This window comes from Bacillus sp. P14.5, assembly GCF_003316765.1.
Classification (GTDB): Bacteria; Bacillota; Bacilli; order Bacillales; family Bacillaceae_B; genus Rossellomorea.
The window spans coordinates 1-23,683 of the sequence record NZ_NIJF01000019.1 but is presented as its reverse complement, the minus strand read 5'-3'; the positions used below and the strand labels follow the sequence as shown (position 1 = coordinate 23,683).

General features: G+C 43.9%; 20 protein-coding genes and 2 riboswitches. Of the genes, 16 read left to right on the top strand and 4 right to left on the bottom strand.

Annotated elements, in window-relative coordinates; all coding sequences use genetic code 11:
• Positions 1-46: 46 nt before the first annotated feature.
• From B9Z54_RS02870 to B9Z54_RS02860, 3 genes are read right to left on the bottom strand one after another with little or no spacing between them, the layout of a single operon-like run.
• The gene (locus tag B9Z54_RS02870; protein ID WP_113927018.1) at positions 47-1,207 is read right to left on the bottom strand and encodes a Ger(x)C family spore germination protein; all 1,161 of its coding nucleotides are present in this window, start codon (positions 1,205-1,207) and stop codon (positions 47-49) included.
• A complete protein-coding gene (locus tag B9Z54_RS02865; protein WP_113927017.1) occupies positions 1,204-2,649 on the bottom strand; it encodes a spore germination protein in 1,446 nt (481 codons plus the stop codon). The genes B9Z54_RS02870 and B9Z54_RS02865 overlap by 4 nt, the downstream gene beginning before the upstream one ends.
• The gene (locus tag B9Z54_RS02860; RefSeq protein ID WP_113927016.1) at positions 2,624-3,745 is read right to left on the bottom strand and encodes an endospore germination permease; all 1,122 of its coding nucleotides are present in this window, start codon (positions 3,743-3,745) and stop codon (positions 2,624-2,626) included. The genes B9Z54_RS02865 and B9Z54_RS02860 overlap by 26 nt, the downstream gene beginning before the upstream one ends.
• Positions 3,746-4,502: 757 nt before the next feature.
• On the opposite strand from B9Z54_RS02860, the gene B9Z54_RS02855 reads away from it, so the two are divergent.
• From B9Z54_RS02855 to B9Z54_RS02850, 3 genes are all read left to right on the top strand, one after another.
• Entirely contained in the window at positions 4,503-5,330 is an 828-nt protein-coding gene (locus tag B9Z54_RS02855; protein ID WP_240189773.1) for an MsnO8 family LLM class oxidoreductase, read from the top strand.
• Positions 5,327-5,521 carry a hypothetical protein gene (locus B9Z54_RS25460; RefSeq protein ID WP_240189772.1) on the top strand — a complete coding sequence of 65 codons (195 nt, stop codon included), beginning with the start codon at positions 5,327-5,329 and terminating at the stop codon, positions 5,519-5,521. The genes B9Z54_RS02855 and B9Z54_RS25460 overlap by 4 nt, the downstream gene beginning before the upstream one ends.
• 189 nt (positions 5,522-5,710) lie before the next feature.
• Positions 5,711-5,965 carry a hypothetical protein gene (locus B9Z54_RS02850; RefSeq protein ID WP_113927015.1) on the top strand — a complete coding sequence of 85 codons (255 nt, stop codon included), beginning with the start codon at positions 5,711-5,713 and terminating at the stop codon, positions 5,963-5,965.
• A gap of 379 nt (positions 5,966-6,344) precedes the next feature.
• Here B9Z54_RS02850 and B9Z54_RS24630 read toward each other — a convergent pair whose 3' ends face one another.
• The gene (locus tag B9Z54_RS24630) at positions 6,345-6,578 is read right to left on the bottom strand and encodes a hypothetical protein (protein WP_162785067.1); all 234 of its coding nucleotides are present in this window, start codon (positions 6,576-6,578) and stop codon (positions 6,345-6,347) included.
• Between the two features lie 88 nt (positions 6,579-6,666).
• On the opposite strand from B9Z54_RS24630, the gene B9Z54_RS24625 reads away from it, so the two are divergent.
• The 13 genes from B9Z54_RS24625 (at position 6,667) to ptsG (ending at position 23,355) form a co-directional block, all read left to right on the top strand.
• Positions 6,667-7,002, top strand: coding sequence for a hypothetical protein (locus B9Z54_RS24625; RefSeq protein ID WP_162785066.1), 336 nt, complete (start codon positions 6,667-6,669; stop codon positions 7,000-7,002).
• Between the two features lies 1 nt (position 7,003).
• On the top strand, positions 7,004-7,426 hold the full coding sequence (locus B9Z54_RS02840; RefSeq protein ID WP_113927013.1) for a hypothetical protein: 423 nt from the start codon (positions 7,004-7,006) through the stop codon (positions 7,424-7,426).
• Entirely contained in the window at positions 7,427-7,624 is a 198-nt protein-coding gene (locus B9Z54_RS02835) for a hypothetical protein (protein ID WP_113927012.1), read from the top strand.
• Positions 7,625-7,801: 177 nt separating this feature from the next.
• The gene (locus tag B9Z54_RS02830; RefSeq protein ID WP_113927011.1) at positions 7,802-9,277 is read left to right on the top strand and encodes a nicotinate phosphoribosyltransferase; all 1,476 of its coding nucleotides are present in this window, start codon (positions 7,802-7,804) and stop codon (positions 9,275-9,277) included.
• Positions 9,278-9,362: 85 nt separating this feature from the next.
• Entirely contained in the window at positions 9,363-10,193 is an 831-nt protein-coding gene (gene nadE / locus B9Z54_RS02825) for an ammonia-dependent NAD(+) synthetase (protein WP_113927010.1), read from the top strand.
• Positions 10,194-10,386: 193 nt separating this feature from the next.
• The gene (locus B9Z54_RS02820; protein WP_113927009.1) at positions 10,387-11,247 is read left to right on the top strand and encodes a nuclease-related domain-containing protein; all 861 of its coding nucleotides are present in this window, start codon (positions 10,387-10,389) and stop codon (positions 11,245-11,247) included.
• Between the two features lie 872 nt (positions 11,248-12,119).
• Positions 12,120-13,076, top strand: coding sequence for an AAA family ATPase (locus B9Z54_RS02815; RefSeq protein WP_113927008.1), 957 nt, complete (start codon positions 12,120-12,122; stop codon positions 13,074-13,076).
• Positions 13,077-14,294, top strand: a complete 1,218-nt coding sequence (locus B9Z54_RS02810; RefSeq protein ID WP_113927007.1) for a DUF58 domain-containing protein — start codon at positions 13,077-13,079, stop codon at positions 14,292-14,294.
• Positions 14,291-16,501, top strand: coding sequence for a DUF4129 domain-containing transglutaminase family protein (locus B9Z54_RS02805; protein ID WP_113927006.1), 2,211 nt, complete (start codon positions 14,291-14,293; stop codon positions 16,499-16,501). Before B9Z54_RS02810 ends, B9Z54_RS02805 begins: the two co-directional genes overlap by 4 nt.
• A gap of 41 nt (positions 16,502-16,542) precedes the next feature.
• Positions 16,543-16,644: riboswitch (purine riboswitch) on the top strand.
• Positions 16,645-16,865: 221 nt separating this feature from the next.
• The gene (gene guaA, locus B9Z54_RS02800; protein WP_113927005.1) at positions 16,866-18,419 is read left to right on the top strand and encodes a glutamine-hydrolyzing GMP synthase; all 1,554 of its coding nucleotides are present in this window, start codon (positions 16,866-16,868) and stop codon (positions 18,417-18,419) included.
• Positions 18,420-18,510: 91 nt separating this feature from the next.
• Positions 18,511-18,612: riboswitch (purine riboswitch) on the top strand.
• A 158-nt stretch (positions 18,613-18,770) separates the two neighbouring features.
• Complete coding sequence (locus B9Z54_RS02795; protein ID WP_113927004.1) at positions 18,771-20,105, top strand: NCS2 family permease; 1,335 nt, start codon at positions 18,771-18,773, stop codon at positions 20,103-20,105.
• Positions 20,106-20,268: 163 nt separating this feature from the next.
• Entirely contained in the window at positions 20,269-21,111 is an 843-nt protein-coding gene (glcT, locus tag B9Z54_RS02790) for a glucose PTS transporter transcription antiterminator GlcT (RefSeq protein WP_113927003.1), read from the top strand.
• A gap of 180 nt (positions 21,112-21,291) precedes the next feature.
• Positions 21,292-23,355, top strand: coding sequence for a glucose-specific PTS transporter subunit IIBC (ptsG, locus tag B9Z54_RS02785; protein ID WP_113927002.1), 2,064 nt, complete (start codon positions 21,292-21,294; stop codon positions 23,353-23,355).
• Positions 23,356-23,683 lie beyond the last annotated feature (328 nt).

Here is a 23,683-nt window from a genome sequence, read left to right as displayed (position 1 = left end):
AGGGACAGTCCCTCTTAGCGCTTTAGTGTGTTGGAGGGTGAATCACTTATTCCTTATCATATTTTGTTTCGTATTTATAGCTGTTAAAGTGGACCATCGTCACATTCACCTTTACATCTGTTAAAGAGTTTTTGTCCAAATAGAATTTTTTGCTCTCTTTTAACTCCTTATACTTCTGGGGGTGCTCCCTGTACCACTTCTCTCCTGCATCCAGGATATCTGTCTGATTCTCCACGCCTGTCTCATATAGGGATGTGAGTTTCTTTTTGAAGTCCTTTATAATGATGGCCTCCAGGTCCTTTAAAGGAATATCTTTAACTTTTTCCAGTAAATCTCCTTGCAGGGAAAGGGTGATGGAGAATTTCGGTTTTTCCGGATCCTCTTCATACTTTATTTTCATTTTGGGAGAACTGAGCTTAACGGCAGCAATCAATTCTCCGTCCTTCTCAACTTTGTGATCGATCACAACCCCTTTTTCCGAGATCCAATTGGTGAGCAAGGCATCCTGGAATGCCAGGTTTGCCCTGTATTCCTGATGCTGAAATACTGCGTAGCCATCAAAATATAAGACAGGGAATTCTTTATCGGCTTCCCATGACTCTTTGTCAATTTTTACAGTGGGTACTTTCGCGGCTCCCATCGGCTCATAATAATCTCTTAAAAAATTCATGAGAATCATCGGCTTTATCTCATCTTGTGACAATTCATTTCCTTTCCCTTTAAATAAAACAGTGTAGATAGCAGGATAGTCAAATAAAGCCTTGGTGGTCAAGGTATCTTCAAGCTTTTCTTTAGAAACGACGACCCGCAGAGTCGGACGCAGTGACCGGTTGCGGCCGATTTCGTTGATGACCTCCTGGAACTTCTGCTTCATGACATTTTCGGTTAACACAAGGGTGACGACATGACCAAAAAACAGAGGAGGTTCTGATTTCTTGTACAGCTTGCTTACGGCAAGGTTCAAGGTTTCCCCGCTTGCAGAAGCAACAAATATAGGGACCGGTTCAGTGGGCCTGCTGCCTTCCTGCTTTGCGACATTAGCGAAGTTGAGTCCCTGAATGAACACGTTAAATTCCTTGCTTTCCTCGTCATAATCCATACCCATGCTGACGATATACGTTAAATCCTGTATATTTTTCAAACTCGAGCATCCGGATAAACTGAAGACAGCAAGGAGAACGGTCAGGAAGATTTTCAATTTACTCATTGCTCGCCGCCCCCTCTTGTAGAATCTTCCGGACTTGTCATTTCAGTTCTTGATTTAAAGTATTGGCGTGGCGCCCGCAGGACTGATTTGACCGCCTCGGTAAAACTGATAGGCGCAACCGACCCGAGATAAGGGCTGCCGAAGGATGAGAGGGTTGCCATATAAAAAAGGGTGAGCAGAAATGCAATCGTAACCCCGAATAAACCGAAGAAAGTACTCATTAACAGGACAGTAAATCGAATGATGGTGAAGGTGGAACTAAGGGATTGGTTCACCAAGGTAAAAGAAGAAATATACGTGATGGCAGCAACAACCAGCATAGTCGGGGAGGTAAGTCCCGCCCGGATGGCGGCATCGCCGACGATCAAACCGCCAAGAACGGCAACTGTCTGTCCGATGGCACGCGGCAGGCGGACACCGGCTTCATTAAACAATTCAAACAAAAGCAGGATCACAAACATCTCGATTGGAGCAGATAATGGCAGACCGAAACGGGATACGGATATGGTCGCCACAAGCAAGTAGGGAATCTGCTCAATATTGAAAGCAGAAAAAGATATCCATAGCCCGGGCAAAAAACCCGCAACCGTCAAACCAAGGAGGCGGATGATCCTCTCAATGGAAACAAACGCAAAGTTATTATACGTATCCTCAGGAGACTTGGTCTGCAATAGCAAATTGATCGGTGCAAAGGAGACCGTCGGATTCCCGTCCACTATAAGAGCAAACCGCCCCTGGTTCAATCCTTGTACAATAAAATCCGGTCTTCCCGTATAATCGAGGGTTGGAAACACTGAGTAAGGACGGTCGCGCACATACATTTCCAAATCATAAATATTCGTCAAGATATCAAGATCGATCTTCTCGAGCCTCTTCTGGATCTCCGCAAGAACGTCCTGGTCAATAATATCATCGAGATACATCAGGACCACTTTTGTTTTGCTTCTTTTACCTATTGTGTATTTTTCCAAACACAAAGACGGAGTATTGAGCCTGCGTCGGATCAAGGAAATATTTGTTTTTATATCCTCGACAAAGCCATCCTTCGGCCCCCTGATAGATGTTTCCAGTGCCGATTCTTCCGGCTGCCTCTTGGGAAATTCCGATGCAGGGATACTCAGGATAACAGAATCAAAGACAAACAAAACACTTCCTTCAAAAAGCAGATCTGCCAACTCTTCAATCGATTTACTGCTGACATCCTCTGCCTGAAAGAGTGACAGGAGTTTATCTTTAACAGAATCACCTTTGTCTTTCCCAAGTTTGGGAAGGATATACTGATCGAGGTATTGAAGGTTGATCAAGCTGTCAAAATAAAGGATTTCAAATGGATCACCATCTGTCTTATGCAGCTTGGCTTGCAGATCCTGGCTCTTTTGAAATTCAATTTTTAATTTATCCACTTTTTCAGACTGTCTATCCTTGGATGTTGTTTTGGACATCTTGTTCAGCCCTCCTGTTAAAGATGAATAGCAGCAGTGCCGACAGCAGAATGTACGTGACAAAGAATATTAGGCACCCCGGCAGATAGTATCGATAGATGAACTTGCTGAAGTAATAAGGGTCCAATTTCACAAAAATGATGGCGGTAAATAATAGTGCATAACTTACGACAACAATCCTTGGCTTCAATCGATAATGCTTTAATTCCTTGGTGAAATAGACACCGAGTAAGTACATGAATAACCCTGCGCGGACTAATGCACCGCTCAGCCATTGGTACAGCGCAAAGAAATCCATATGGTTTATATATTCGCCGACACTCAATATACGCCACTGTTCATAGGCCGGGTAGCGGAACTTGATGGATTCGACAGGACCGAATTCCATGATTGAGGCTGATAAAGGACCCAGGATCAACCCGGTCAAGATCACCAGCAGAATAAGCAGCTGCCTGAATTTAAAAGGCTCTTGAGAGAAGGGATGCAGTAAGATGACGATATAGATTTCGAGCAGGCCGGAGAGTGTATAAACCATCCCTTTCAAAACAGGGGACCAGCCATCACTGAGGATAGGCAATAGAAGGCTCGGATCTTTAACGCTGGTATTAATGGCCGCAATCATAATGCCAAGCAATATGACAAGGGGCAGGATGAACCCGCTTGCGATTGCGATGTACTTTATTCCTGCCATGGTGACAAGAAAACAGGAAACAACAATGACACCAGTGATGACAAGCAGCGAAAAATCTGCAAGGAAATAGGCGTTCAACCAAATGATCAAATCCTTCAGCGTCACATAGGCGCTTGAAAAGAGAAATAAAATGACCGGGATGATCAGAATCCTGTAAACCCATTTGCCCATTCGCTGTTTCACCATAGAAAAAAATCCTTCAGGAGGACTGTTCTTAACAATGTAAAAAATCAGTAGTAAAAAAATAAGTGAAATGGGGAAGGCGGCAATCACTCCGACCCAGCTGTCCCTGCCGGAAGCCGTCAGAAGATTGGGGATAAGAATGACGTGATTCAATAAGCCGGTTGCCAATACAATCAGAAGCAGTAACTGCCTTGGGATTAAAATCCTGATTAAGCTTTTCATAGAAAAACCACCAATTTTTAATAAGATAGGTAGTATTGTTTCCTAAAGAGAGCAATATATGAGAGGGTGATTTTATGGACGTTATATTCTAAAAAAGGTTGAGAATCTGGCCGTTTGGCTTGTTTTTAAATTTAATGTGACAGGTGGATACATGAGTTGGTTTTTTGGCTGAGATGTGTATCCAGGAGGTGAAGGTGGATACATAAGTGAGTGATTTTAGGTTGAGATGTGTATCCACGTAGTGAAGGTGGATACATGAGTGGATGGATTTTAGCTGAGATGTGTATCCAGGAGGTGAAGGTGGATACATGAGTTGGTGGATTATTGCTGAGATATGTATCCAGGAGGTGAAGGTGGGTACATGAGTGAGTGATTTTAGGTTGAGATGTGTATCCAGGAGGTGAAGGTGGATACATGAGTTGGGGGTTTTTGGCTGAGATGTGTATCCACGTAGTGAGGGTGGATACATGAGTGGATGGATTTTAACTAAGATATGTATCCAGGTGGTGAAGGTGGATACATGAGTGGGTGGTTTTAGGTTGAGATGTGTATCCAGAAGGTGAAGGTGGGTACATGAGTGAGCGATTTTAGGCTGAGATGTGTATCCAGGAGGTAAAGGTGTATACATAAATAATAGGTTTTAGGCTGGAATGTGTCACAAGAGGTTCAAGGCGGAGGGCGTATTCAAAGACTCGCTGCGCTGCCAGCCCAAAGCCTTATCTGTAGTCATAAAAATATCGAGTAAAGGAGCCCCAAAATGATATCACTTAGTATACTGGACTACTCTCCGATTGATGAAGGCTCGGACGCCCATCAAGCTCTTTGGGAAACAACGGAACTGGCGAAGCACGCAGAATCACTTGGGTATAAACGATTCTGGGTGTCCGAACATCATATGGTCCATTCCGTCGCCGGCAGCAGTCCCGAAATGCTGATGATGCATTTGGCGGCCAGTACGTCCCGCATTCGAATTGGATCAGGTGGTGTCATGCTGCCTCACTACAGCAGTTATAAGGCAGCGGAGAATTTTCGGATGATGGAAGCTCTTCACCCCAATCGGATCGATATGGGCATCGGCAGGTCGCCGAGCTACCGGATGGTCAATGAAGCGTTGAATGAAGGGAAAACCAAAAGGCAGTCCTATGAGCAGCAAGTTCAGGATCTGAAAAAATATTTTACAGACAATACGAGGGATGAACACCGTTTTCAATCACTGATCGCAGCACCGGCTATACCAACGAAACCCGAAATGTGGATGCTGGGTACAGGGGAAAGAGGTGCGAGGACAGCGGCGTCCCAGGGTCTTGGATATGTATTCGCACACTTCGCCAAGCCGGGTATGAGCGGGGTGAAAATCGTTGAGAATTATCGTAACCACTTTAAGCCATCTCCATTTTTAAAAACCCCAAAACAATCATTTCGCTATTTGCCGTTGTCGGAGAAACAGAAGAAGAAGCCGAGGATCTGGCAAAGGCATTCGATCTGTGGCTGTATTTTGTGGAGTCGGAAAACCAGCCGCCCTATTATCCTACCGTCGAGACAGCCAAAAAACGGGGATTTACGGCCGATGAAGAAGTCAAAGTGAAAAAGAACCGCAGCCGGATGATCATCGGTACAGCGGCGAAGGTCAGTAAAGAGATCAAAAGGATCGCCGAAGCATTCGCAGCGGATGAGGTCATGATCATCCCGAATGTATCCGGAATCAAAAACCGAAAAAAGTCATTGAGTTGCTTGCAGAGAAATTTTTTTAAAAAATTCATACATATCTCCAAATAAAAAGGAGACTCATCCGATTGCTGGTTTAACCATGCACTCCTTGGGAAATCTAAAAGAAAGGCTTCTTTCTCTCAGTCGTACAATTCATAGCTCTCATTCTAAACGTAAGGTTGGTTAAACCAACATATCCTGTATGAGAAGAGCAAACTAAAAAGAAAAGAGCCGCAAAACATTATAAGGAGTGGGACCTTGGAATTTTCATTTAGTTTTATCATCAATATCATCATCGCGATTTACTTATTCGTCGATGCCAGAAAACGCGGTAAGAACCCGTGGCTTTGGGGAATCCTGGGGCTGATTTTCGGAGCAATCGTACTGGGGATTTACTTTATCCAGACAGGCAGAAAGACACTGGGCTGGATCATTGTCGTTATTGCCGTTTTGTGGTTTATCCTCGCATTGGTATTAGGGATAATCGGAGCTCTATTCGGGCTGTTATTTTAATGAAGAACACCAGTTGTTTAGAAGCAGCTGGTGTTTTTAATTTTGAAAAAAATCGGTGAATCTAATGGGTGAAATAGAGGGATCGAAGTATTAATAATTCAAGCTTCAAGAAGGTGTAGAGATAATGTACCTCGCTCAGAAAGCGAAGTATATCAAGCGGGGAAAAATACAAGAAGATGTACCTCGCTCAGAAAGCGAAGTACATCAAAAGAGAGAAATGCAAAGATGATGTACCGATAATTTCCTTTCAATTTTATACGGTGGTAAGAGTTATGAAATATATATAAAATAATGAAGGATAAGTTTGGAGTTTGAAAATAGTGGTAAATTACACAGGATTTAGTCAATTAGTTAGCGAAAGAAGCTTTAAGCAACACTTCTAATTAAATAAAGCAGCAGGTGATATTTTGGATGAGAAGAATAATCTCTCCATCAAGGAGAGCAGGATTCCTGCATCATTTCTAACAATCATCATTACTGCCTTTCTATCTAGTGCAATACCCTCGTGGTCATGGTTGTTTTGGGCGTTGAATTGTATAGTGTTTATAATTTCTTTTCTTATTGTGGTGATTGCTTGGAAGAGGAGCGAACTGGAAAAGAGGTATTTTTCCATTCTGAGTTATTGTTTACTATTCAATGTGGCTTTTATGGGAGCTCAGCCTATTTTAAGAGTTTCATGGGAATCTGAGGGGACGAGTTGGATGTATTTGGGAGGTTTGTGGATACTGACTTTAGTTGTCACAACTTTTATGAAAGAAAATATATTTCAAGCATTCTCAAAGACCTTTGAAAATCGATTCAGTATTGCGTTCCATCTCGTAGTTCTTGTACTTATTATCCTGACTCCAGTAGCGGTCATTACCGCCAATTCTATGGGATACGACGGAGGAGGGAGTCAGATGTTCATCTTCGGGAGCATAACCTATATATTCTCGATTGTTCTCCTGGTCGTTCTGCCCGCCTTTTTAAAACATCCTAAAGACATAATCAATGAGCAAGTAAAAGAAGCTCCTTTTAATAGAGGGAGGGGAAACTAAGTTGGATGAGGAAAACGATTTAACGTTTAAAGAAAGCAGGCTGGTGCACACCTCCCTGACGATTGTAATTGTTACGATGATGTTTAGTGCGCTGCCAGAGTGGTCAGAATTTTTCTTTTATATGAACGCAGTAGTGGCAGCAGGAGCTATAATTGTCTCGGTTAATTCCTGGAAGAGGACAGAATTGAAGAAGAGATATTTCTCTGTTTTAAGTTATGCTCTGCTATTCAGCATGTCCTTCATGTGTGCCCAGCCTATCCTCAGGGTGGCCTGGGGAGAAGGACACAGTCTTTGGTTCTATTTAGGTGCAATCTGGGTGATTACTTTTTTTGTCACCACGTACATGAAGGAAAATATTTTTCAAGCCTTTTCCAATACTTTTGAAAATCGCTTTAGTATTTCCTTTCACATTGCGGCGCTGTAATTGATTCTTGCAACCCCGGTTGTGATTGTATTGGCGAATATAGATGATCTCTACAGCCAAAATACTCAATTTTATTTGTTTGGAGCCTTATTGTATATCTGCTCCATGCTCTTATTGACCATGCTTCCGGCATTCCTGAAGCATCCGAAGGAGATTATGAAAGAAGAGGCTGAAAAAACTTCAAGGAAACTAAGCTAAGTTTTAATAGAAGGAATATCTCCTTCATTTCAGCTTGTATGTAGAACTTATTTCTCGCAGATGTACCTGCCAAAGATACCGGGATTACCGATGAAAACCCACAATTATGGTTAAAATATATAAAATAGTCTATTTATATAGAATAAGAAGAATCGCAACTCGAAGGAGTGAGGGTGGATGTATAAGTATTCCGATGACAGCCTGGCTTTACATACAGACTTGTATCAAATCAATATGGCCAAGACCTATTGGGAAGATGGAATTCATGATAAAAAAGCGGTGTTCGAATTGTTTTTCCGGAAGCTTCCTTTCGGGAGCGGCTATGCGGTATTTGCAGGCCTGGAGAGGGTCATTCGTTATGTTGAAAGCTTCCAGTTCAGTGAGACGGATATCGATTTCCTGCGGGATGAAGTAGGATACGAGGAGGAATTTTTACAATATTTGAAGGAACTTCGTTTTACGGGAACCATCCGCTCGATGAAGGAAGGGGAGCTGGCGTTCGGGAATGTGCCCATGATCAGAGTGGAAGCTCCTTTGGCGCAAGCGCAGCTTCTGGAAACAGCCCTGCTCAATATTGTGAATTTCCAAACATTGATCGCGACGAAAGCAGCGCGGATCAGAGAAGTCGTCCAGAATGAGGTCGTGATGGAGTTCGGCACAAGGCGGGCCCAGGAAATGGATGCGGCCATTTGGGGAACGAGGGCAGCGTTCATAGGAGGTTTTAATGCGACGAGCAATGTCCGCGCCGGCAAGTTGTTTGGTATTCCGGTAGCCGGGACCCATGCCCATTCCATGGTCCAAGCCTATCGCGATGATTATACTTCTTTTAAAAAATATGCCGAATCCCACAAAGACTGTGTATTCCTGGTTGATACCTATGACACCTTGAAGTCAGGTGTGCCGGCTGCCATCCAGGTCGCGAAGGAGATGGGAGACCGGATCAATTTTAAAGGCATCCGCCTGGACAGCGGTGATATGGCTTACTTATCAAAGCGGGCAAGGGTGATGCTGGATGAAGCGGGCTTCCCTGATGCCAAAATCGTTGCCTCGAACGACCTTGATGAATATACGATCATGAACTTGAAAGCTCAGGGCGCTAAAATCGACACTTGGGGAATCGGAACCAAGCTCATTACCGGCTATGACCAGCCAGCGCTTGGAGCTGTATATAAGCTGGTGTCGATCGAGAATGAGAATGGCGAGATGGCGGATACTATCAAAATTTCGAGTAATGCCGAGAAAGTCTCGACTCCGGGCTTGAAAAACGTTTATAGGATCATCAACAAAACGAGCGGCAAGTCAGAAGGAGACTATATAACTCTTGCAGAGGAAAAACCGCAGGAGCAGGACAGGATCAAAATGTTCCACCCCGTGCACACCTTCATCAGCAAATTTGTCACCAATTTTGAAGCAAAGGATCTTCACACCGACGTGTTCAAGGATGGAAAACTTGTCTATAAGCTTCCGGCTCTGCAGGAAATCCGTGACTTTTTAGAGGAAAACATTGAACTCCTTTGGGATGAGTATAAACGTTTGATGAACCCAGAGGATTATCCGGTGGACCTTAGTGAAAAATGCTGGAACAACAAAATGCGCAACATCGAGGAGGTCAAACAGAAGGTCCAGGAATATCAGGACAGCGCCACGTCATAAGGCTCCCATGTTTGTAGCCTCCCGAGCAATGGTATTATAATAAAAGAATAGTTAAAATAACCTGTCAGGAGAGTGAAACCACAAGATGGATGCTTTGCAAAAACAGATCGTTGAAGAAATGAAAGTGAAACCGGAAATCGACCCTAAAGAGGAAATCAGAAGAAGCGTCGACTTGATGAAAAACTACTTAAAGAAATATCCGTTCCTGAAAAGTTTTGTACTCGGAATCTCAGGTGGGCAGGATTCCACGCTGGTCGGAAAGCTGGCACAGCAAGCGGTGAATGAACTGAATGAAGAGAACGGCACGGATGAATATCAGTTTGTCGCTGTCCGCCTTCCTTATGGAAAACAAAATGATGAGCAGGACGCCCTGGATGCAATCGAGTTCATCCAGCCGAGCAAATCCTTCACCGTCAACATCAAAGGAGCCGTCGACGCAAGCGCGGCTGCCATGAGGGAAGCTGGGGTACCGCTCTCTGACTTCACCAAAGGAAACGAAAAAGCAAGAGAACGCATGAAGGTCCAGTACAGCATGGCAGCAATGAACAAGGGCGTGGTGCTCGGGACAGATCACTCCGCAGAAGCGGTAACCGGCTTTTATACCAAGCACGGTGATGGAGCTGCAGACCTTGTGCCGATTTTTCGCCTGAACAAGCGCCAAGGAAGAGCGCTTCTTATGGAACTCGGCGCACCTGAACATTTATACACCAAGGTGCCGACCGCAGACCTTGAGGACGATCGTCCAATGATTCCGGATGAAGAAGCACTAGGCGTAACATACGAAGAAATCGATGACTACCTTGAAGGAAAAGAAGTATCAGAACAAGCAGCCAACACGATCGGCGGCCACTTCCTCAAAACCCGGCACAAACGCGAACTGCCTATCAGCGTGTTTGATGATTGGTGGAAAGAGTAATTTTTATATTGAAACAGGCCAGCAGGGAGTAGTTACTCTTTGCTGGCTTTTTTTTGATGCGCGAATAGCATGGACGTCCGGGTGGTTATTGTATAAAATTAACATATCAAACTGAAGGGAATGATGTTGATTGATCATGAAAGAGCGGGGGATTCCCCAGGAACTACAGCTATTAAGAGGTCTGCGTCCAAGGATGAATTTCAGCGAAAGCGAAGAAAGCTATTACCTCTACAAAGAAAAAGGATACGAAGGGGAAATGAACTTCGATAAGTGGGCGGTGCCGCTATCGAAAAAAATGATCTTCCTGAATGACATAAACCTCAACCAAAACAATAACAACTTCCAAGTCGACTCATTCGGTATCTCCTCCGGCACCCTCCATCACTTCGAAGTCAAAAACCTCGAAGGCGACTACTCCATTGAAAAAGGCAAATGGACTTCTCCATCAGGAAACCCAGTCAAAAACCCCTTGCTTCAGGTAGATAAAACAGAAACCCACTTGAACCAACTAGTGAAAAACTATAACATCCCTCTCTCAGTTAAGTCTCACCTCATTTTCATCAACCCTGAATTCCACTTGTACGATGTACCTTCCAATCTGCCAATCATCTACCCTGCCCAAATGAACCGCTTCCGGAATAACCTTCTGCAGAACTCATCGAAAATCAGAAATGCTGATATCCGCGCTGCCGAGAAATTATTGTCTCTTAGTATCGGGGGATCCCCTTATAATAGTGTGCCGAAGTATAGCTATGAGGAGCTGCGGAAGGGGATTGTTTGTTCTGGGTGTGGGGAGTTTTATACTGAGGCGAAAAGGATTCTTCATTGTGAGTTTTGCGGGGTGCGGGAGAGTTGTTCTGATGCTGTATTGAGGAGTGTTGAGGAGTTTGGGTTGTTGTTTCCTGATTTTAAAGTTACTACTAAAAATATTTTTGACTGGTGTAAAGTAATAAAAGATGAAAGGACCGTACAGAGGGTACTGAGATCAAATCTTCAGATGATAGGGAATAAGAGATCTTCTTATTATATAAAAGGAACCCGTGAGAAAGAGTAACTGATGCAATAAAGAGAGCATTTAAACAGCATCAAACCTTCTAGAAAAAGAATTTGATGCAGTAAAGAGAGGGTTTAAACAGCATCAAATTGCCAGAAAGGGAATCTGATGCAGTAAAGAGAGCGTCTAAACAGCATCAAACCTCTAGAAAAAGAATTTGATGCAGTAAAGAGAGGGTTTAAACAGCATCAAACCTCTAGAAAAAGAATTTGATGCAGTAAAGAGAGCGTCTAAACAGCATCAAACCTCTAGAAAAAGAATCTGATGCAGTAAAGAGAGCGTCTAAACAGCATCAAACCTCTAGAAAAAGAATTTGATGCAGTAAAGAGAGGGTTTAAACAGCATCAAACCTCTAGAAAAAGAATCTGATGCAGTAAAGAGAGCGTCTAAACAGCATCAAACCTCTAGAAAAGGAATTTGATGCAGTAAAGAGAGGGTTTAAACAGCATCAAACCTCTAGAAAAAGAATTTGATGCAGTAAAGAGAGCGTCTAAACAGCATCAAACCTCTAGAAAAAGAATTTGATGCAGTAAAGAGGGCGTTTAAACAGCATCAAATTGCCAGAAAGGGAAACTAATGCACCAACCATCCACCACCCCATCACCAAAAAACCCAAACCCAACATCATTTCAAAATAATGAATTATGTTATATAATTGTAACAGAAAATTCAGATTGTTAACCCGCCCCCCACCCCAGAGAAAAAAGGCAACCAGAAAAACCTACAAAAAAAGATAAATATCAAAGATTAGACAAAATACCTACTGATTCTCTATATTATTAAAATATTCTGAAGGGTTTTCGCACCCTTCCCGAGAATGTAATAAGTAATTAGACAGGTATATGTCAGTCAGAGTCTCAGGAGGGAATAAAATGACGACGAACGTAATGAATCCAAAGTTACAAAATGTAATAGATAATATTGAGAAAGTGATGATTGGCAAGAGGACCGTGGCCGAATTGAGTCTGGTGGCACTGCTGGCGAATGGGCACGTGCTTCTTGAAGATGTACCGGGTGTGGGGAAAACAATGATGGTTCGTGCCCTGGCTAAATCGGTGGGGGCATCTTTCAAGCGGATTCAGTTTACTCCTGACCTGCTTCCTTCAGATGTAATTGGTGTTTCGATCTATAATCCGCGGGACAGTGAGTTCCATTTCAGGCCCGGACCAATCATGGGGAACATCATTTTGGCTGATGAGATCAACCGTACATCGCCAAAGACACAGTCGGCGCTGCTTGAAGGCATGGAGGAACACAGTGTGACGATCGACGGGATTACCAGAAAGCTTGATAAGCCGTTCTTCGTTATGGCGACACAGAATCCGATTGAATATGAAGGTACATATCCGCTTCCGGAAGCGCAATTGGACCGTTTCCTGCTAAAGATGAAAATGGGTTACCCCGAGATGGAGGAAGAAATGGAGATTCTTCACCGGGTGCAGAAAAATCCGCCGATTGAAGATTTAGAGGCGGTCATTTCTCTGGAAGAGCTCCGCATGCTTCAGGAGGATGTTAAAGAAATCATAGTGGATGATACGCTGAAAAAATATATTGTGGATATTGCCCACAGAACGAGACTTCATGCCCAGGTGTATCTGGGAGCAAGCCCGCGTGGATCGATTGCGTTGATGAGGGCCTGCCAAGCATATGCTTATTTGAAAAACAGGGATTATGTCATTCCTGATGATGTTCAGTATCTTGCTCCATTCGTCTTCTCACACCGGATCATTTTAAAATCAGAAGCAAAATATGAAGGCATCACCGCTGAGGATGTAGTGCAGCGTGTCATTGCGCGGATTGCTGTGCCTGTTCAAAGGCTTGTGAGATAAATGAAAAAGAGATTACAGCTCTTAAAGGTGATAGGCAAGCTGCTGCTGCTTATAAGTCTATGGGCGGTAACACTTGTTTACGCATTATTTCAAGGGGGGTTCGTCAGCTGGTTCCTGTTCTACAGCTTTGTTCCTTTTGCCTTGTTCTCTTTGATGGTTTCGATCTACCCGCTGTCAAATTTCGAGGTGGAACGTTCGTTTAAATCAACAGATTTTAAAGCGGGAGATTCGATGGAAGTGTCACTCGTCATCAGGAGGAGGTTTCCGTTTCCGCTGTTTTATCTGATTGCAGACGATATTGTATCTCCTTCGATTTTTTATAGATCCTCATTTCAGAAAGCGAAGTCCATCATATATCCTGGTTTTAGAAGGGAAATCTATCTGAAATACACCATTGATGAATTGCCGCGTGGGGAGCATCATTTTTCTGCAGTGCGTTTAAAGACAGGTGATTTCTTTGGGATATTTGAAAAAGAGACCACGGTGACGAGCTCCAACACGCTTCTTGTGTATCCGTCTTTTGTGGATGTAATCTACCGTCCGCTCGAAAGCCGGTATGATCAGGGGATGACTTCCTCGAATGTGAAAATCCAGAAGGATACGACAATGGCAACAGGAATTAAAGAATATCAGCCGGGAGATCGTTTTTCATGGATTCATTGGAAATCTTTTGCCCGTACAAATGAGTTAATGACCAAAGAATTTGAAGAGAGGCAGTCACACGATGTTCTTATCGTGCTTGACCGTGAATCTTCACAGGCATTCGAGCCGATGGTCACGTTCACGGCTTCCATTTTAAAAGCCATTTTGAGAAAAGGTGCACAGGCAGGTTTGCTGTCTATTGGGGAAGATCATGTGTCATTCCCGATCAGAGGGGGAGAAGAGCATCAGCGCCAGCTTTATCATCATTTGGCCAAAGTGAAAGCAGACAGCAGGTACAATCTTTCAAAGGTGCTTGAAGGAGAGGGAATAAACTATCAGCAATCTGCTGCGGTCATGTTCATCACAAGTTCAATTTCCAAAAAATTGATATCGACGGTGAGGTCGTATGCGAAACGGAATTCGTCTGTGGTCATCTTCTTGATTAAGGAAAAAGGGGCCTATCTGACAGATGAGGAAAAAGCATTGAAAGCAATGGCTGCCGGAAGGGGAATTTGGCTGAAGGTAACTTATGAAGGCGAATTCGATTCTGCGTTTTCGGAGGTGAAGAACGCATGAGAAATGGAACACAGCCGATGAAATTCCAGCGGGTCCTGCTCTATGGCCTCGCATTCATTTTATTATGGGAATGGTTACGGCCGTTGAATGATGTTACGGATACAGGCAATCTGGGATACTTCGTAGCATTTATCTTCCTGTCGATGGTGCTCTACTACTTCAATATGAATAAGTTTCTGTCGTTTGCCATCAAAACCATTTTTATTTTGTTTTCACTGTATCACCTATATTCAAAGGATACATTCCTTAATCCTGTGGAAGCAATGGTAAGGGAACTTTGGGACAACATTGGATTAACTATTGGCAGGGAATGGTCGATGCTTTCCGATATGTACCGAAGCCTCTTATTTTTCGTTCTGCTTTGGTTGATGACGTATTTGATCCATTACTGGCTGTCTGTCAGGAAAAGCATGCTCCTATTTTATATTATGACGATCATTTATATCAGTTTACTCGATACGTTTACATCGTTTGATGCGAAGGCAGCGATCATCCGGGTCATCATCCTTGGATTCCTGCTTCTTGGAATGCTGGCCCTGCTCCGATTGAAGGACCAGGAGAGCCTCCGAGGTTCGAGGCTGGCAGCAGGCAGATGGATGATTCCGCTGGTGATCATGATCGGGGCAAGTTCGGTACTGGCTTTTGCAGGTCCGAAAATCGACCCCGTCTGGCCTGACCCGGTTCCTTACTTGAAGGCATTTGCCGATGAGACTGACGGCGCGGGCAGTGGTGTTTCAAAACTCGGTTATGGAACAGATGACAGCCGGCTTGGCGGTCCTTTCAGGGGTGACCCCAAGACAGTGTTCGATGCGGATGTCGTCAGGGAGCACTACTGGAGAATCGAGAGTAAGGACATTTATACAGGACAGGGCTGGGAGCGGACAGGAACCGAGGAATCGGAAGAAAGTGTAACGTTTGCTGCAGGGGAAGAAGTACCCCTCTCCCTCACTGAGTCTGAGCCGGAAAGGGAGCCAGATTCAGAACTTATAAAGGTCAGAGAACAATATTCCCACGTTGTCTATCCTTATGGGGTCACCTCTTTTCAAGGAAATGAAGAGGGGGCATTCTCCATCAGTGAAGAAACTACAAAGATCACGACTCTGAAAGACCAAGAGAAAGTAAAACTTGAAGAATACAGTGTAGAATACCGCAATCCTGTCTACTCCCTGAAAGGCTTGGAATCTGTTTCACAGGATTCATTTTCGGAAGAAACACAGCCGTTTCTTGAAAAATATACCCAGCTGCCGGAAGAACTGCCTGAGAGGGTGAGGGAACTGGCAGAAACTATCACAGCGGATGAGGAAAACTGGTACCAAAAAGTGAAAGCCATTGAAGGGTATTTCAGTGAGGAAGACTTTGTGTATGAACAGACGGAAGTGCCTGTCCCTGAAGAAGGCCAGGACTATGTCGATCAATTCTTGTTTGAAACACAGATGGGATACTGCGATAACTATTCTACTTCAATGGTAGTGCTTGTCCGGTCACTCGGTATTCCGGCGAGATGGGTGAAGGGATATACAGAAGGGGAGTATCAAAGAACGGTCGATACTCAATATAAAACGTATAAAGTGACCAACAACAACGCCCACTCATGGGTAGAAGTGTATTTTCCCGGAGAAGGCTGGGTCCAGTTTGAGCCTACTGTCGGATTTACCGGAAGCACGATTGTAAACTATGATTATGAGCTTCCTGAAACGGATGAAACAGCGGCGGTGCCTGCCCCGGAACCTGAGGCGCCGGAGAAGGATATGACCCCGGAGGATGAAGAGGCTTCCGGCAGCAATTCATCAAGCTTTTCTATTGCTGGTCTATGGGAAGATACCGTTGCTTTTGTTGAGGACAATTGGGGCAAAATCCTGCTGGTGATCGCTGCGCTTGCTGTCATCGGCTATGGAATCTTCCTGGTGAGAAGGCGCTGGCTTCCTTACATCCTTATCCCTTACTATAAGCTTAAAAAGGATGAAGATACCTTCCCGAAAGCATACCTGGCGCTGCTGGATCAGTTGAAGCGCTATGGGCTGAAGATGGATGAAGGCCAGACCCTCAGAGCCTACTCGCGTTATGTGGATTCTTTCTTTGGCAGCAGGGAAATGACATCCCTCACTGACAAATATGAAAGAACGCTGTATGGCCAGAAGCTTACGGAGCATGATTGGAATCAGCTTCGGAAATTGTGGGAAAATTTAATTAAAAGGACAACAGGTTGACCAACACTCCTTCCCGTTATAAAATGATGTCGAAATGTAAATAAATACGGTTTGCAAACCTTCATATATCCTCGAAGATATGGTTCGAAAGTCTCTACCGGGTCACCGTAAATGATCTGACTATGAAGGCAGTATTCATTTTGATGTGATATGAGCGTGAGGGATCAAAACCAGAATTCTGCCTTTATATAAGGCTGGATTCTGGTTTTTTTCGATTATATGAGTTTTGGGAACCGGTTAGGATAGCGGATGACCTTGGTTTAAAGCCCTGTGGGTACGAATGAAGTGGGGCACTTGCACTTTTAAACTCTTTTTGGGCAAACTGTGTAATGGATTAACGAAATAACTCAATGAGGTGAGCAGGATGACGGGAAAAGCGGAATTGCATAATCAGGAAATGATTGTCGTTTTGGATTTCGGCAGTCAGTATAATCAGTTGATCACGAGAAGGATTCGTGAATTTGGGGTGTACAGTGAACTTCACCCGCACACGATTACAGTGGAGGAAATCAAAGAGATGAATCCAAGCGGCATCATCTTCTCGGGCGGTCCCAACAGTGTTTACGGCGAAGACGCTTTCCGTTGTGACGAAAGAATATTCGATTTGGATATCCCGGTTCTGGGGATCTGCTATGGCATGCAGTTAATGACGATGCACTTTGGCGGAAAAGTGGAAAGGGCCAAACATCGCGAGTATGGAAAGGCGAAGCTGACTCTGGAGCATTCTTCAAAATTGTTCGGCAGCCTGCCCCAGGAGCAGATTGTCTGGATGAGCCATGGGGATCTCGTTGTTGAAGCACCTGAAGGATTTACAGTAGATGGTACGAACCCGTCTTGTCCGATTGCTTCAATGAGTGATGAGGATAGAGGCTTATATGCAGTTCAATTCCATCCGGAAGTCCGTCATTCCCAATATGGAAATGACATACTGAAGAATTTTGTTTTTGATATTTGCGGATGTAAAGATGAATGGTCCATGGAGAATTTCATTGAAATCGAAATGGAGAAAATCCGTAAAACAGTGGGCGATAAAAAAGTCCTTTGTGCCCTTAGCGGCGGTGTGGATTCTTCTGTGGTAGCGGTATTGATCCATAAAGCGATCGGCGATCAACTGACATGTATCTTTGTTGATCATGGCCTGTTAAGGAAAGATGAAGCGGAAGGTGTTATGAAGACATTCTCAGAAGGCTTCAATATGAATGTCATAAAAGTGGATGCGAAAGACCGCTTCATGAATAAATTGAAAGGTGTCTCTGATCCCGAGCAGAAACGCAAAATAATCGGAAATGAATTTATTTATGTTTTCGATGATGAAGCCACAAAGCTCGAAGGAATTGACTACCTGGCTCAAGGAACGCTTTATACAGATATCATTGAGAGCGGGACGGCGACTGCGCAGACAATCAAGTCTCATCATAATGTCGGCGGCCTTCCGGAAGATATGCAGTTCCAGCTGATCGAACCTTTGAATACCCTTTTCAAGGATGAGGTTCGTGCGCTTGGCAGTGAAATGGGGATCCCTGATGAAATCGTTTGGCGCCAGCCGTTCCCAGGACCTGGTCTTGGCATCCGCGTATTGGGTGAAATTTCCGAAGAGAAGCTTGAAATTGTGAGAGAGTCCGATCATATTCTTCGTGATGAGATCAAAAAAGCCGGTCTTGATCGTGATATCTGGCAGTACTTCACTGTTCTCCCTGACATCCGAAGCGTCGGTGTAATGGGAGATGCCCGCACATATGATTACACAATCGGCATCAGGGCAGTTACTTCTATCGATGGAATGACATCTGACTGGGCGAGGATCCCTTGGGATGTGCTTGAGTTAATTTCAACAAGGATTGTCAATGAAGTCGATCATATCAACCGGGTGGTTTATGATATTACGAGCAAACCGCCTGCAACTATTGAGTGGGAATAATTTTTACGAACGTTGAGAAAAATAAATGATAAAATGTTCGTGTTTCATATTGACTAGTCGAGTTCTGGTTGTTACAATAACAAAGAACTTAATTAAAAAATAAACATTACGTCGTATAATTTTGGGGATAAGGCCCAGCAGTTTCTACCGAGCTACCGTAAATGGCTTGACTACGAGGTAATGGTTTGATGAAGACTAGTCTATAATTCATGCTATCATTTATTCTTTGAAACTAGTTTTTTCTTACCATACCAGTATGTCACGCCCTGAACGACGGTTGTTCAGGGCGTTTTTCTGTCCAGGCGGAACACCTTAACCAAAACGGCGGACATTTTAGAGGAGGTAAGGAAAATGAAAAAGTTTTTCCAATTTGATCAGCTTGGCACCACCTACAGCCGTGAATTCATAGGCGGATTAACAACATTCTTGTCGATGGCCTATATCCTGGTCGTCAACCCGATCACCCTGTCTTTACAATCTGTTCCGGACCTGCCGGACAGCATGAGAATGGATTATGGAGCGGTATTCGTCGCGACAGCCTTGGCGGCGGCAATCGGTTCCCTCATCATGGGGCTCATAGCCAAATATCCGATTGCTCTGGCACCGGGGATGGGGCTTAACGCATTCTTCGCTTATACAGTCGTGTTAACGATGGGCATCACTTGGCAGGCGGCTCTGACAGGCGTCCTGATTTCAGGATTGATCTTCATCGTGATGACATTAACGGGTCTCCGTGAAAAAATCATTAACTCCATACCAGCTGAATTGAAGTTTGCGGTTGGTGCGGGTATCGGACTTTTCATTACATTTGTAGGCTTTCAAAATGCAGGGATTATCACAAATAATGACGCTACACTCGTTGGTCTTGGTGATTTAACGAGCGGAACTACGCTTTTAGCTGTGTTTGGTATCTTCATCACGGTCATTCTGATGACCAGAGGAATCAAGGGTGGAATTTTCTTCGGAATGGTTATAACGGCAATTGCTGGTATGATCTTTGGTCTTGTTGATCTTCCAAACCAGATTTTCGGCGCGATTCCTAGCCTGGAGCCGACTTTTGGTGCTGCTCTCGATCCGCTTTTCAATGACATTTCAAGTGTTTTCACCATTCAAATGCTGGTGGTCGTGTTGACGTTCTTGTTTGTGGATTTCTTTGATACAGCTGGGACTTTAGTGGCTGTAGCGAACCAGGCAAACTTGATGAAGGACAACAAACTTCCAAGAGCCGGCAAAGCGCTATTTGCAGACTCTTGCGCAACTGTCGTCGGTGCTGTATTGGGTACTTCGACAACGACTTCTTACATTGAATCATCTGCAGGGGTGGCAGCAGGAGCTAGATCTGGATTCGCTTCTGTAGTGACAGCAGGATTCTTCCTGTTATCACTGTTCCTCTTCCCGCTCCTTGAAGTAATCACTGCTCCGGTAACGGCGCCGGCATTAATCATCGTCGGTGTTCTCATGGTTTCTGCCATCGGAAAAATCGATTGGAACAAATTCGAGATTGCGGTTCCTGCTTTCTTAACGGTTATCGCGATGCCGCTAACGTACAGTATTGCAACAGGGATTGCGGTCGGGTTCATCTTTTACCCAATTACGATGCTCATGAAGGGCCGTGGAAAAGAGATCCATCCAATCATGTACCTTCTGTTTATCATCTTTGTTCTGTATTTTATCTTCTTAATTTAATTTCAAGCAGCTTCTCCTATGGAGGGGCTGTTTTTTTATAAAATACTTTTTCAGAAATGATTGAATGGGCCCCTTCCATAGGCAACAAAGATTGAAATAAGAATGCGCTTTCGTTAGAATCAATAAGATACGAGAGTCTAAGCATGAAAATGAGGGAATCCGCATGGTTCATATAGAAGTAAAAAAAGTACTCAACAACAATGTCTTGATCGCCGTACATGAAAGTTACGGAGAAGTGGTGCTGATCGGAAAAGGAATCGGCTTCACAGCGAAAAAAGGAGACTATATTGAAAATGATATTGTCGAGAAGATGTTCGTTCTAAAAGGAGAGAAGGAGCAGGAACAGTACAAAATGCTGCTGCCGTATCTGGAGGAAGATATGCTGGATACCATCATCTCTGCTATAGAACTGATTAGAAATAGAACCAACTCCTTTCTTAATGAACATATTCATGTCGCCCTTACTGATCACATTTTGTTTGCGGTGAACCGGCTGATGAAGGGGATGGCGATACGTAATCCATTCCTTATGGAAACCAAAGCCCTCTACCCGTTTGAATATGAAGTAGCAAAAGATGTTATCAGTCTTTTAAATGAAAAAACCAATGTTGAACTGCCTGAAGGTGAAATTGGATTCATTGCCCTGCACATCCACAGCGCCATGATGAACAAGGATCTGGCGCTGGTCAATCGGCATTCTCAATTGATAGGAATTCTGACGTCCATGATTGAAGAGACCCTTCAGGTTGTAATCGATAAGGAGAGCATCCCTTATATGAGGCTCGTACGCCACCTTCGCTACACCATCGAGCGGGTGCTGAGGCAGGAACGTGTTCAGGAGCCGGAAAAAATTGCATTATTATTGAAAGAAGAATATCCATTGTGCTATAATCTGTCGTGGAAATTAATCAAGATAATGCAGCAAACACTTAAAAAACCAGTGGACGATGCGGAAGCGGTATATCTGACGATGCATCTGCAGCGTATTCAGAATAAAGTTAAATAATGAACTTATCTCTTAACGTGTTACTGATACGATCAGGCATGAGTAAAGAAGATAATTGAATTGTGTATTTTGGGGTAATCTATCTTTATACACCATCAATGTCTCTTTTTGCTCATGCCTTTTTTGTGTTTGCCGCTATTATTTTGTCCATCAAAAAAAGAATTTTGGGAGGTTATTACTTTGTTTAAAAAAGCATTCGGTGTTTTGCAAAAAGTAGGTAAAGCGTTAATGCTGCCAGTTGCGATTCTTCCTGCTGCCGGTATTTTGCTGGCGCTTGGATCTGCGCTTGAAAATCCGACGCTGCTCGACATTGCCCCTTTCCTTGAAACGGGATGGGTTGCCAATGTTGCAGCTGTCATGAAGCAGGCTGGCGGAATTATCTTTGACAATCTCGCACTGTTATTTGCAGTAGGTGTGGCCATCGGCCTTGCGGGTGGTGAAGGAGTTGCCGGTCTTGCGGCGATAGTAGGGTATTTAATCATGAATGCCACAATGGGCGCTGCTCTGGGTATTACTGCAGAAGAAGTTTCGGACAATACGGCGTATGCCAATGTATTGGGAATCCCGACTCTTCAAACAGGTGTATTCGGCGGTATAATCATGGGGATTCTGGCTGCCTATATGTACAATCGTTTCTTTAATATAGAGCTGGCGTCTTACTTGGGCTTCTTTGCCGGTAAACGATTTGTTCCGATAGCGACAGCCGCATCCGCCGTAATCGTTGGATTGCTGATGCTGGTGGTTTGGCCGCCGGTACAGTCAGGCTTGAATACATTCTCTAATTTTATGTTGAATGAAAATAGAACATTTGCAGCATTAATCTTCGGAATTGTAGAGCGTTCATTAATTCCATTCGGACTGCATCATATCTTCTATTCGCCATTCTGGTTCGAATTCGGTTCATACACAACTGAGGCTGGAAATGTCGTCCGCGGTGACCAGGCGATATTCATGAAGCAAATCCAGGATAACGTACAGGAATTGACGGCCGGAACGTTCATGACAGGTAAATATCCATTCATGATGTTCGGACTTCCTGCTGCAGCCCTTGCGATCTACCATGAAGCGAGACCTGAAAGAAAGAAAATTGTTGCAGGTATCATGGGGTCCGCTGCTCTGACTTCATTCCTAACAGGTATCACAGAACCACTTGAGTTCTCATTCCTATTCGTAGCTCCTGTCCTTTTCGGTATCCATGCAGTATTTGCCGGACTATCGTTTATGACTATGCACTTGCTTGATGTAAAAATAGGGATGACATTCTCCGGGGGATTGATTGACTTCATCCTTTTCGGTGTCATTAATCCGCAGACAAATTGGTGGCTTGTAATCCCAGTAGGATTGGTATTCGCGGTCATCTATTACTTTGGTTTCAGATTCGCCATCCGCAAATTCAACCTGGCTACTCCAGGCCGTGAAGATGAGGACGAAGACGAGGATGGAACACCTGCAGCAGGTTCCGACCTGGCGAACGATGTACTGGAGTCACTGGGCGGAAAAGAGAACATCGCTCACCTTGATGCGTGTATCACCCGTCTTCGTGTATCAGTAAATGACGAAAAACAAGTGGATAAAAACAGATTGAAAAAACTCGGGGCTTCCGGGGTTCTTGAAGTAGGTAACAGCATCCAGGCGATCTTTGGACCTAAGTCAGATACCCTGAAATCACAAATCAAAGATATCATGATGGGTAAAACTCCTCGAAAAGCAGAAACAAATGCTGATGAGGAAGTCGAACAACAGATTGAAGAAGTCAACCCGGACCCTCTTCAAAATGAAGGCGACTTTGAAAACGAAAAATTTGTTTCTCCTATTACAGGGGAAATCAAAGATCTCTCAGAAGTGCCTGACCAGGTCTTCTCTCAAAAAATGATGGGAGACGGTTTCGCTATCCTGCCGACTGATGGACTAATCGTTTCTCCGGTGGATGGTAAAGTAGTGAATGTCTTCCCGACAAAGCATGCGATCGGCCTTGAATCCAAAAATGGAAAAGAAGTGCTGATCCACGTTGGTATCGATACAGTTAAATTAGAAGGAAAGGGCTTCGAGTCGCTGATTAAAGAAGGCGACAAAGTAGAAGCAGGCCAGCCGTTATTAAAAGTGGATCTGGACTATATTAAAAACAATGCTCCTTCTACTATTACACCGATCATCTTTACCAACCTTAAAGAGGGCAAGACCGTTACGATTGAAAAAGAAGGTAAGGTAAACGCCAAAGACGAGAATATCATTTCTATTGATTGATAAAGAATTGTACCGGATCCTCTAGAGGGTCCGGTTTTTTAGTTTATATAACCTGGATATAAATGGTTAGGATAAAATTTATATATATGGTTGACTCATTAAAAATTACTTGTTATACTTTTTACACCGTCGCAGGTAACACGGCGGCTTAAGCAGCTCTTGAAAAAAAGATTAAAAACTTATTGACAGAGTATGCGGGTGATGATAAGATTTAAAAGTTGCTTCAAACGAAGTAGCGCAGAAGTTGACTAAAATAAACTTCTGGTCGATTGAACCTTGAAAACTGAACAAAACAAACAAAACGTCAACGTTAATCTAGTAAGAACAT

Coding starts and splice junctions, on each gene's coding strand:
- guaA (WP_113927005.1), top strand. CDS start 16,866: ATGACGGGAAAAGCGGAATTGCATAATCAGGAAATGATTGTCGTTTTG.
- B9Z54_RS24625 (WP_162785066.1), top strand. CDS start 6,667: ATGTATTTGGGAGGTTTGTGGATACTGACTTTAGTTGTCACAACTTTT.
- glcT (WP_113927003.1), top strand. CDS start 20,269: ATGGTTCATATAGAAGTAAAAAAAGTACTCAACAACAATGTCTTGATC.
- B9Z54_RS02855 (WP_240189773.1), top strand. CDS start 4,503: ATGATATCACTTAGTATACTGGACTACTCTCCGATTGATGAAGGCTCG.
- B9Z54_RS02830 (WP_113927011.1), top strand. CDS start 7,802: ATGTATAAGTATTCCGATGACAGCCTGGCTTTACATACAGACTTGTAT.
- B9Z54_RS02805 (WP_113927006.1), top strand. CDS start 14,291: ATGAGAAATGGAACACAGCCGATGAAATTCCAGCGGGTCCTGCTCTAT.
- B9Z54_RS02810 (WP_113927007.1), top strand. CDS start 13,077: ATGAAAAAGAGATTACAGCTCTTAAAGGTGATAGGCAAGCTGCTGCTG.
- B9Z54_RS02815 (WP_113927008.1), top strand. CDS start 12,120: ATGACGACGAACGTAATGAATCCAAAGTTACAAAATGTAATAGATAAT.
- B9Z54_RS02870 (WP_113927018.1), bottom strand. CDS start 1,207: ATGAGTAAATTGAAAATCTTCCTGACCGTTCTCCTTGCTGTCTTCAGT.
- B9Z54_RS02820 (WP_113927009.1), top strand. CDS start 10,387: ATGAATTTCAGCGAAAGCGAAGAAAGCTATTACCTCTACAAAGAAAAA.
- B9Z54_RS24630 (WP_162785067.1), bottom strand. CDS start 6,578: ATGGAAAAATACCTCTTTTCCAGTTCGCTCCTCTTCCAAGCAATCACC.
- B9Z54_RS02860 (WP_113927016.1), bottom strand. CDS start 3,745: ATGAAAAGCTTAATCAGGATTTTAATCCCAAGGCAGTTACTGCTTCTG.
- B9Z54_RS02795 (WP_113927004.1), top strand. CDS start 18,771: ATGAAAAAGTTTTTCCAATTTGATCAGCTTGGCACCACCTACAGCCGT.
- B9Z54_RS02865 (WP_113927017.1), bottom strand. CDS start 2,649: ATGTCCAAAACAACATCCAAGGATAGACAGTCTGAAAAAGTGGATAAA.
- nadE (WP_113927010.1), top strand. CDS start 9,363: ATGGATGCTTTGCAAAAACAGATCGTTGAAGAAATGAAAGTGAAACCG.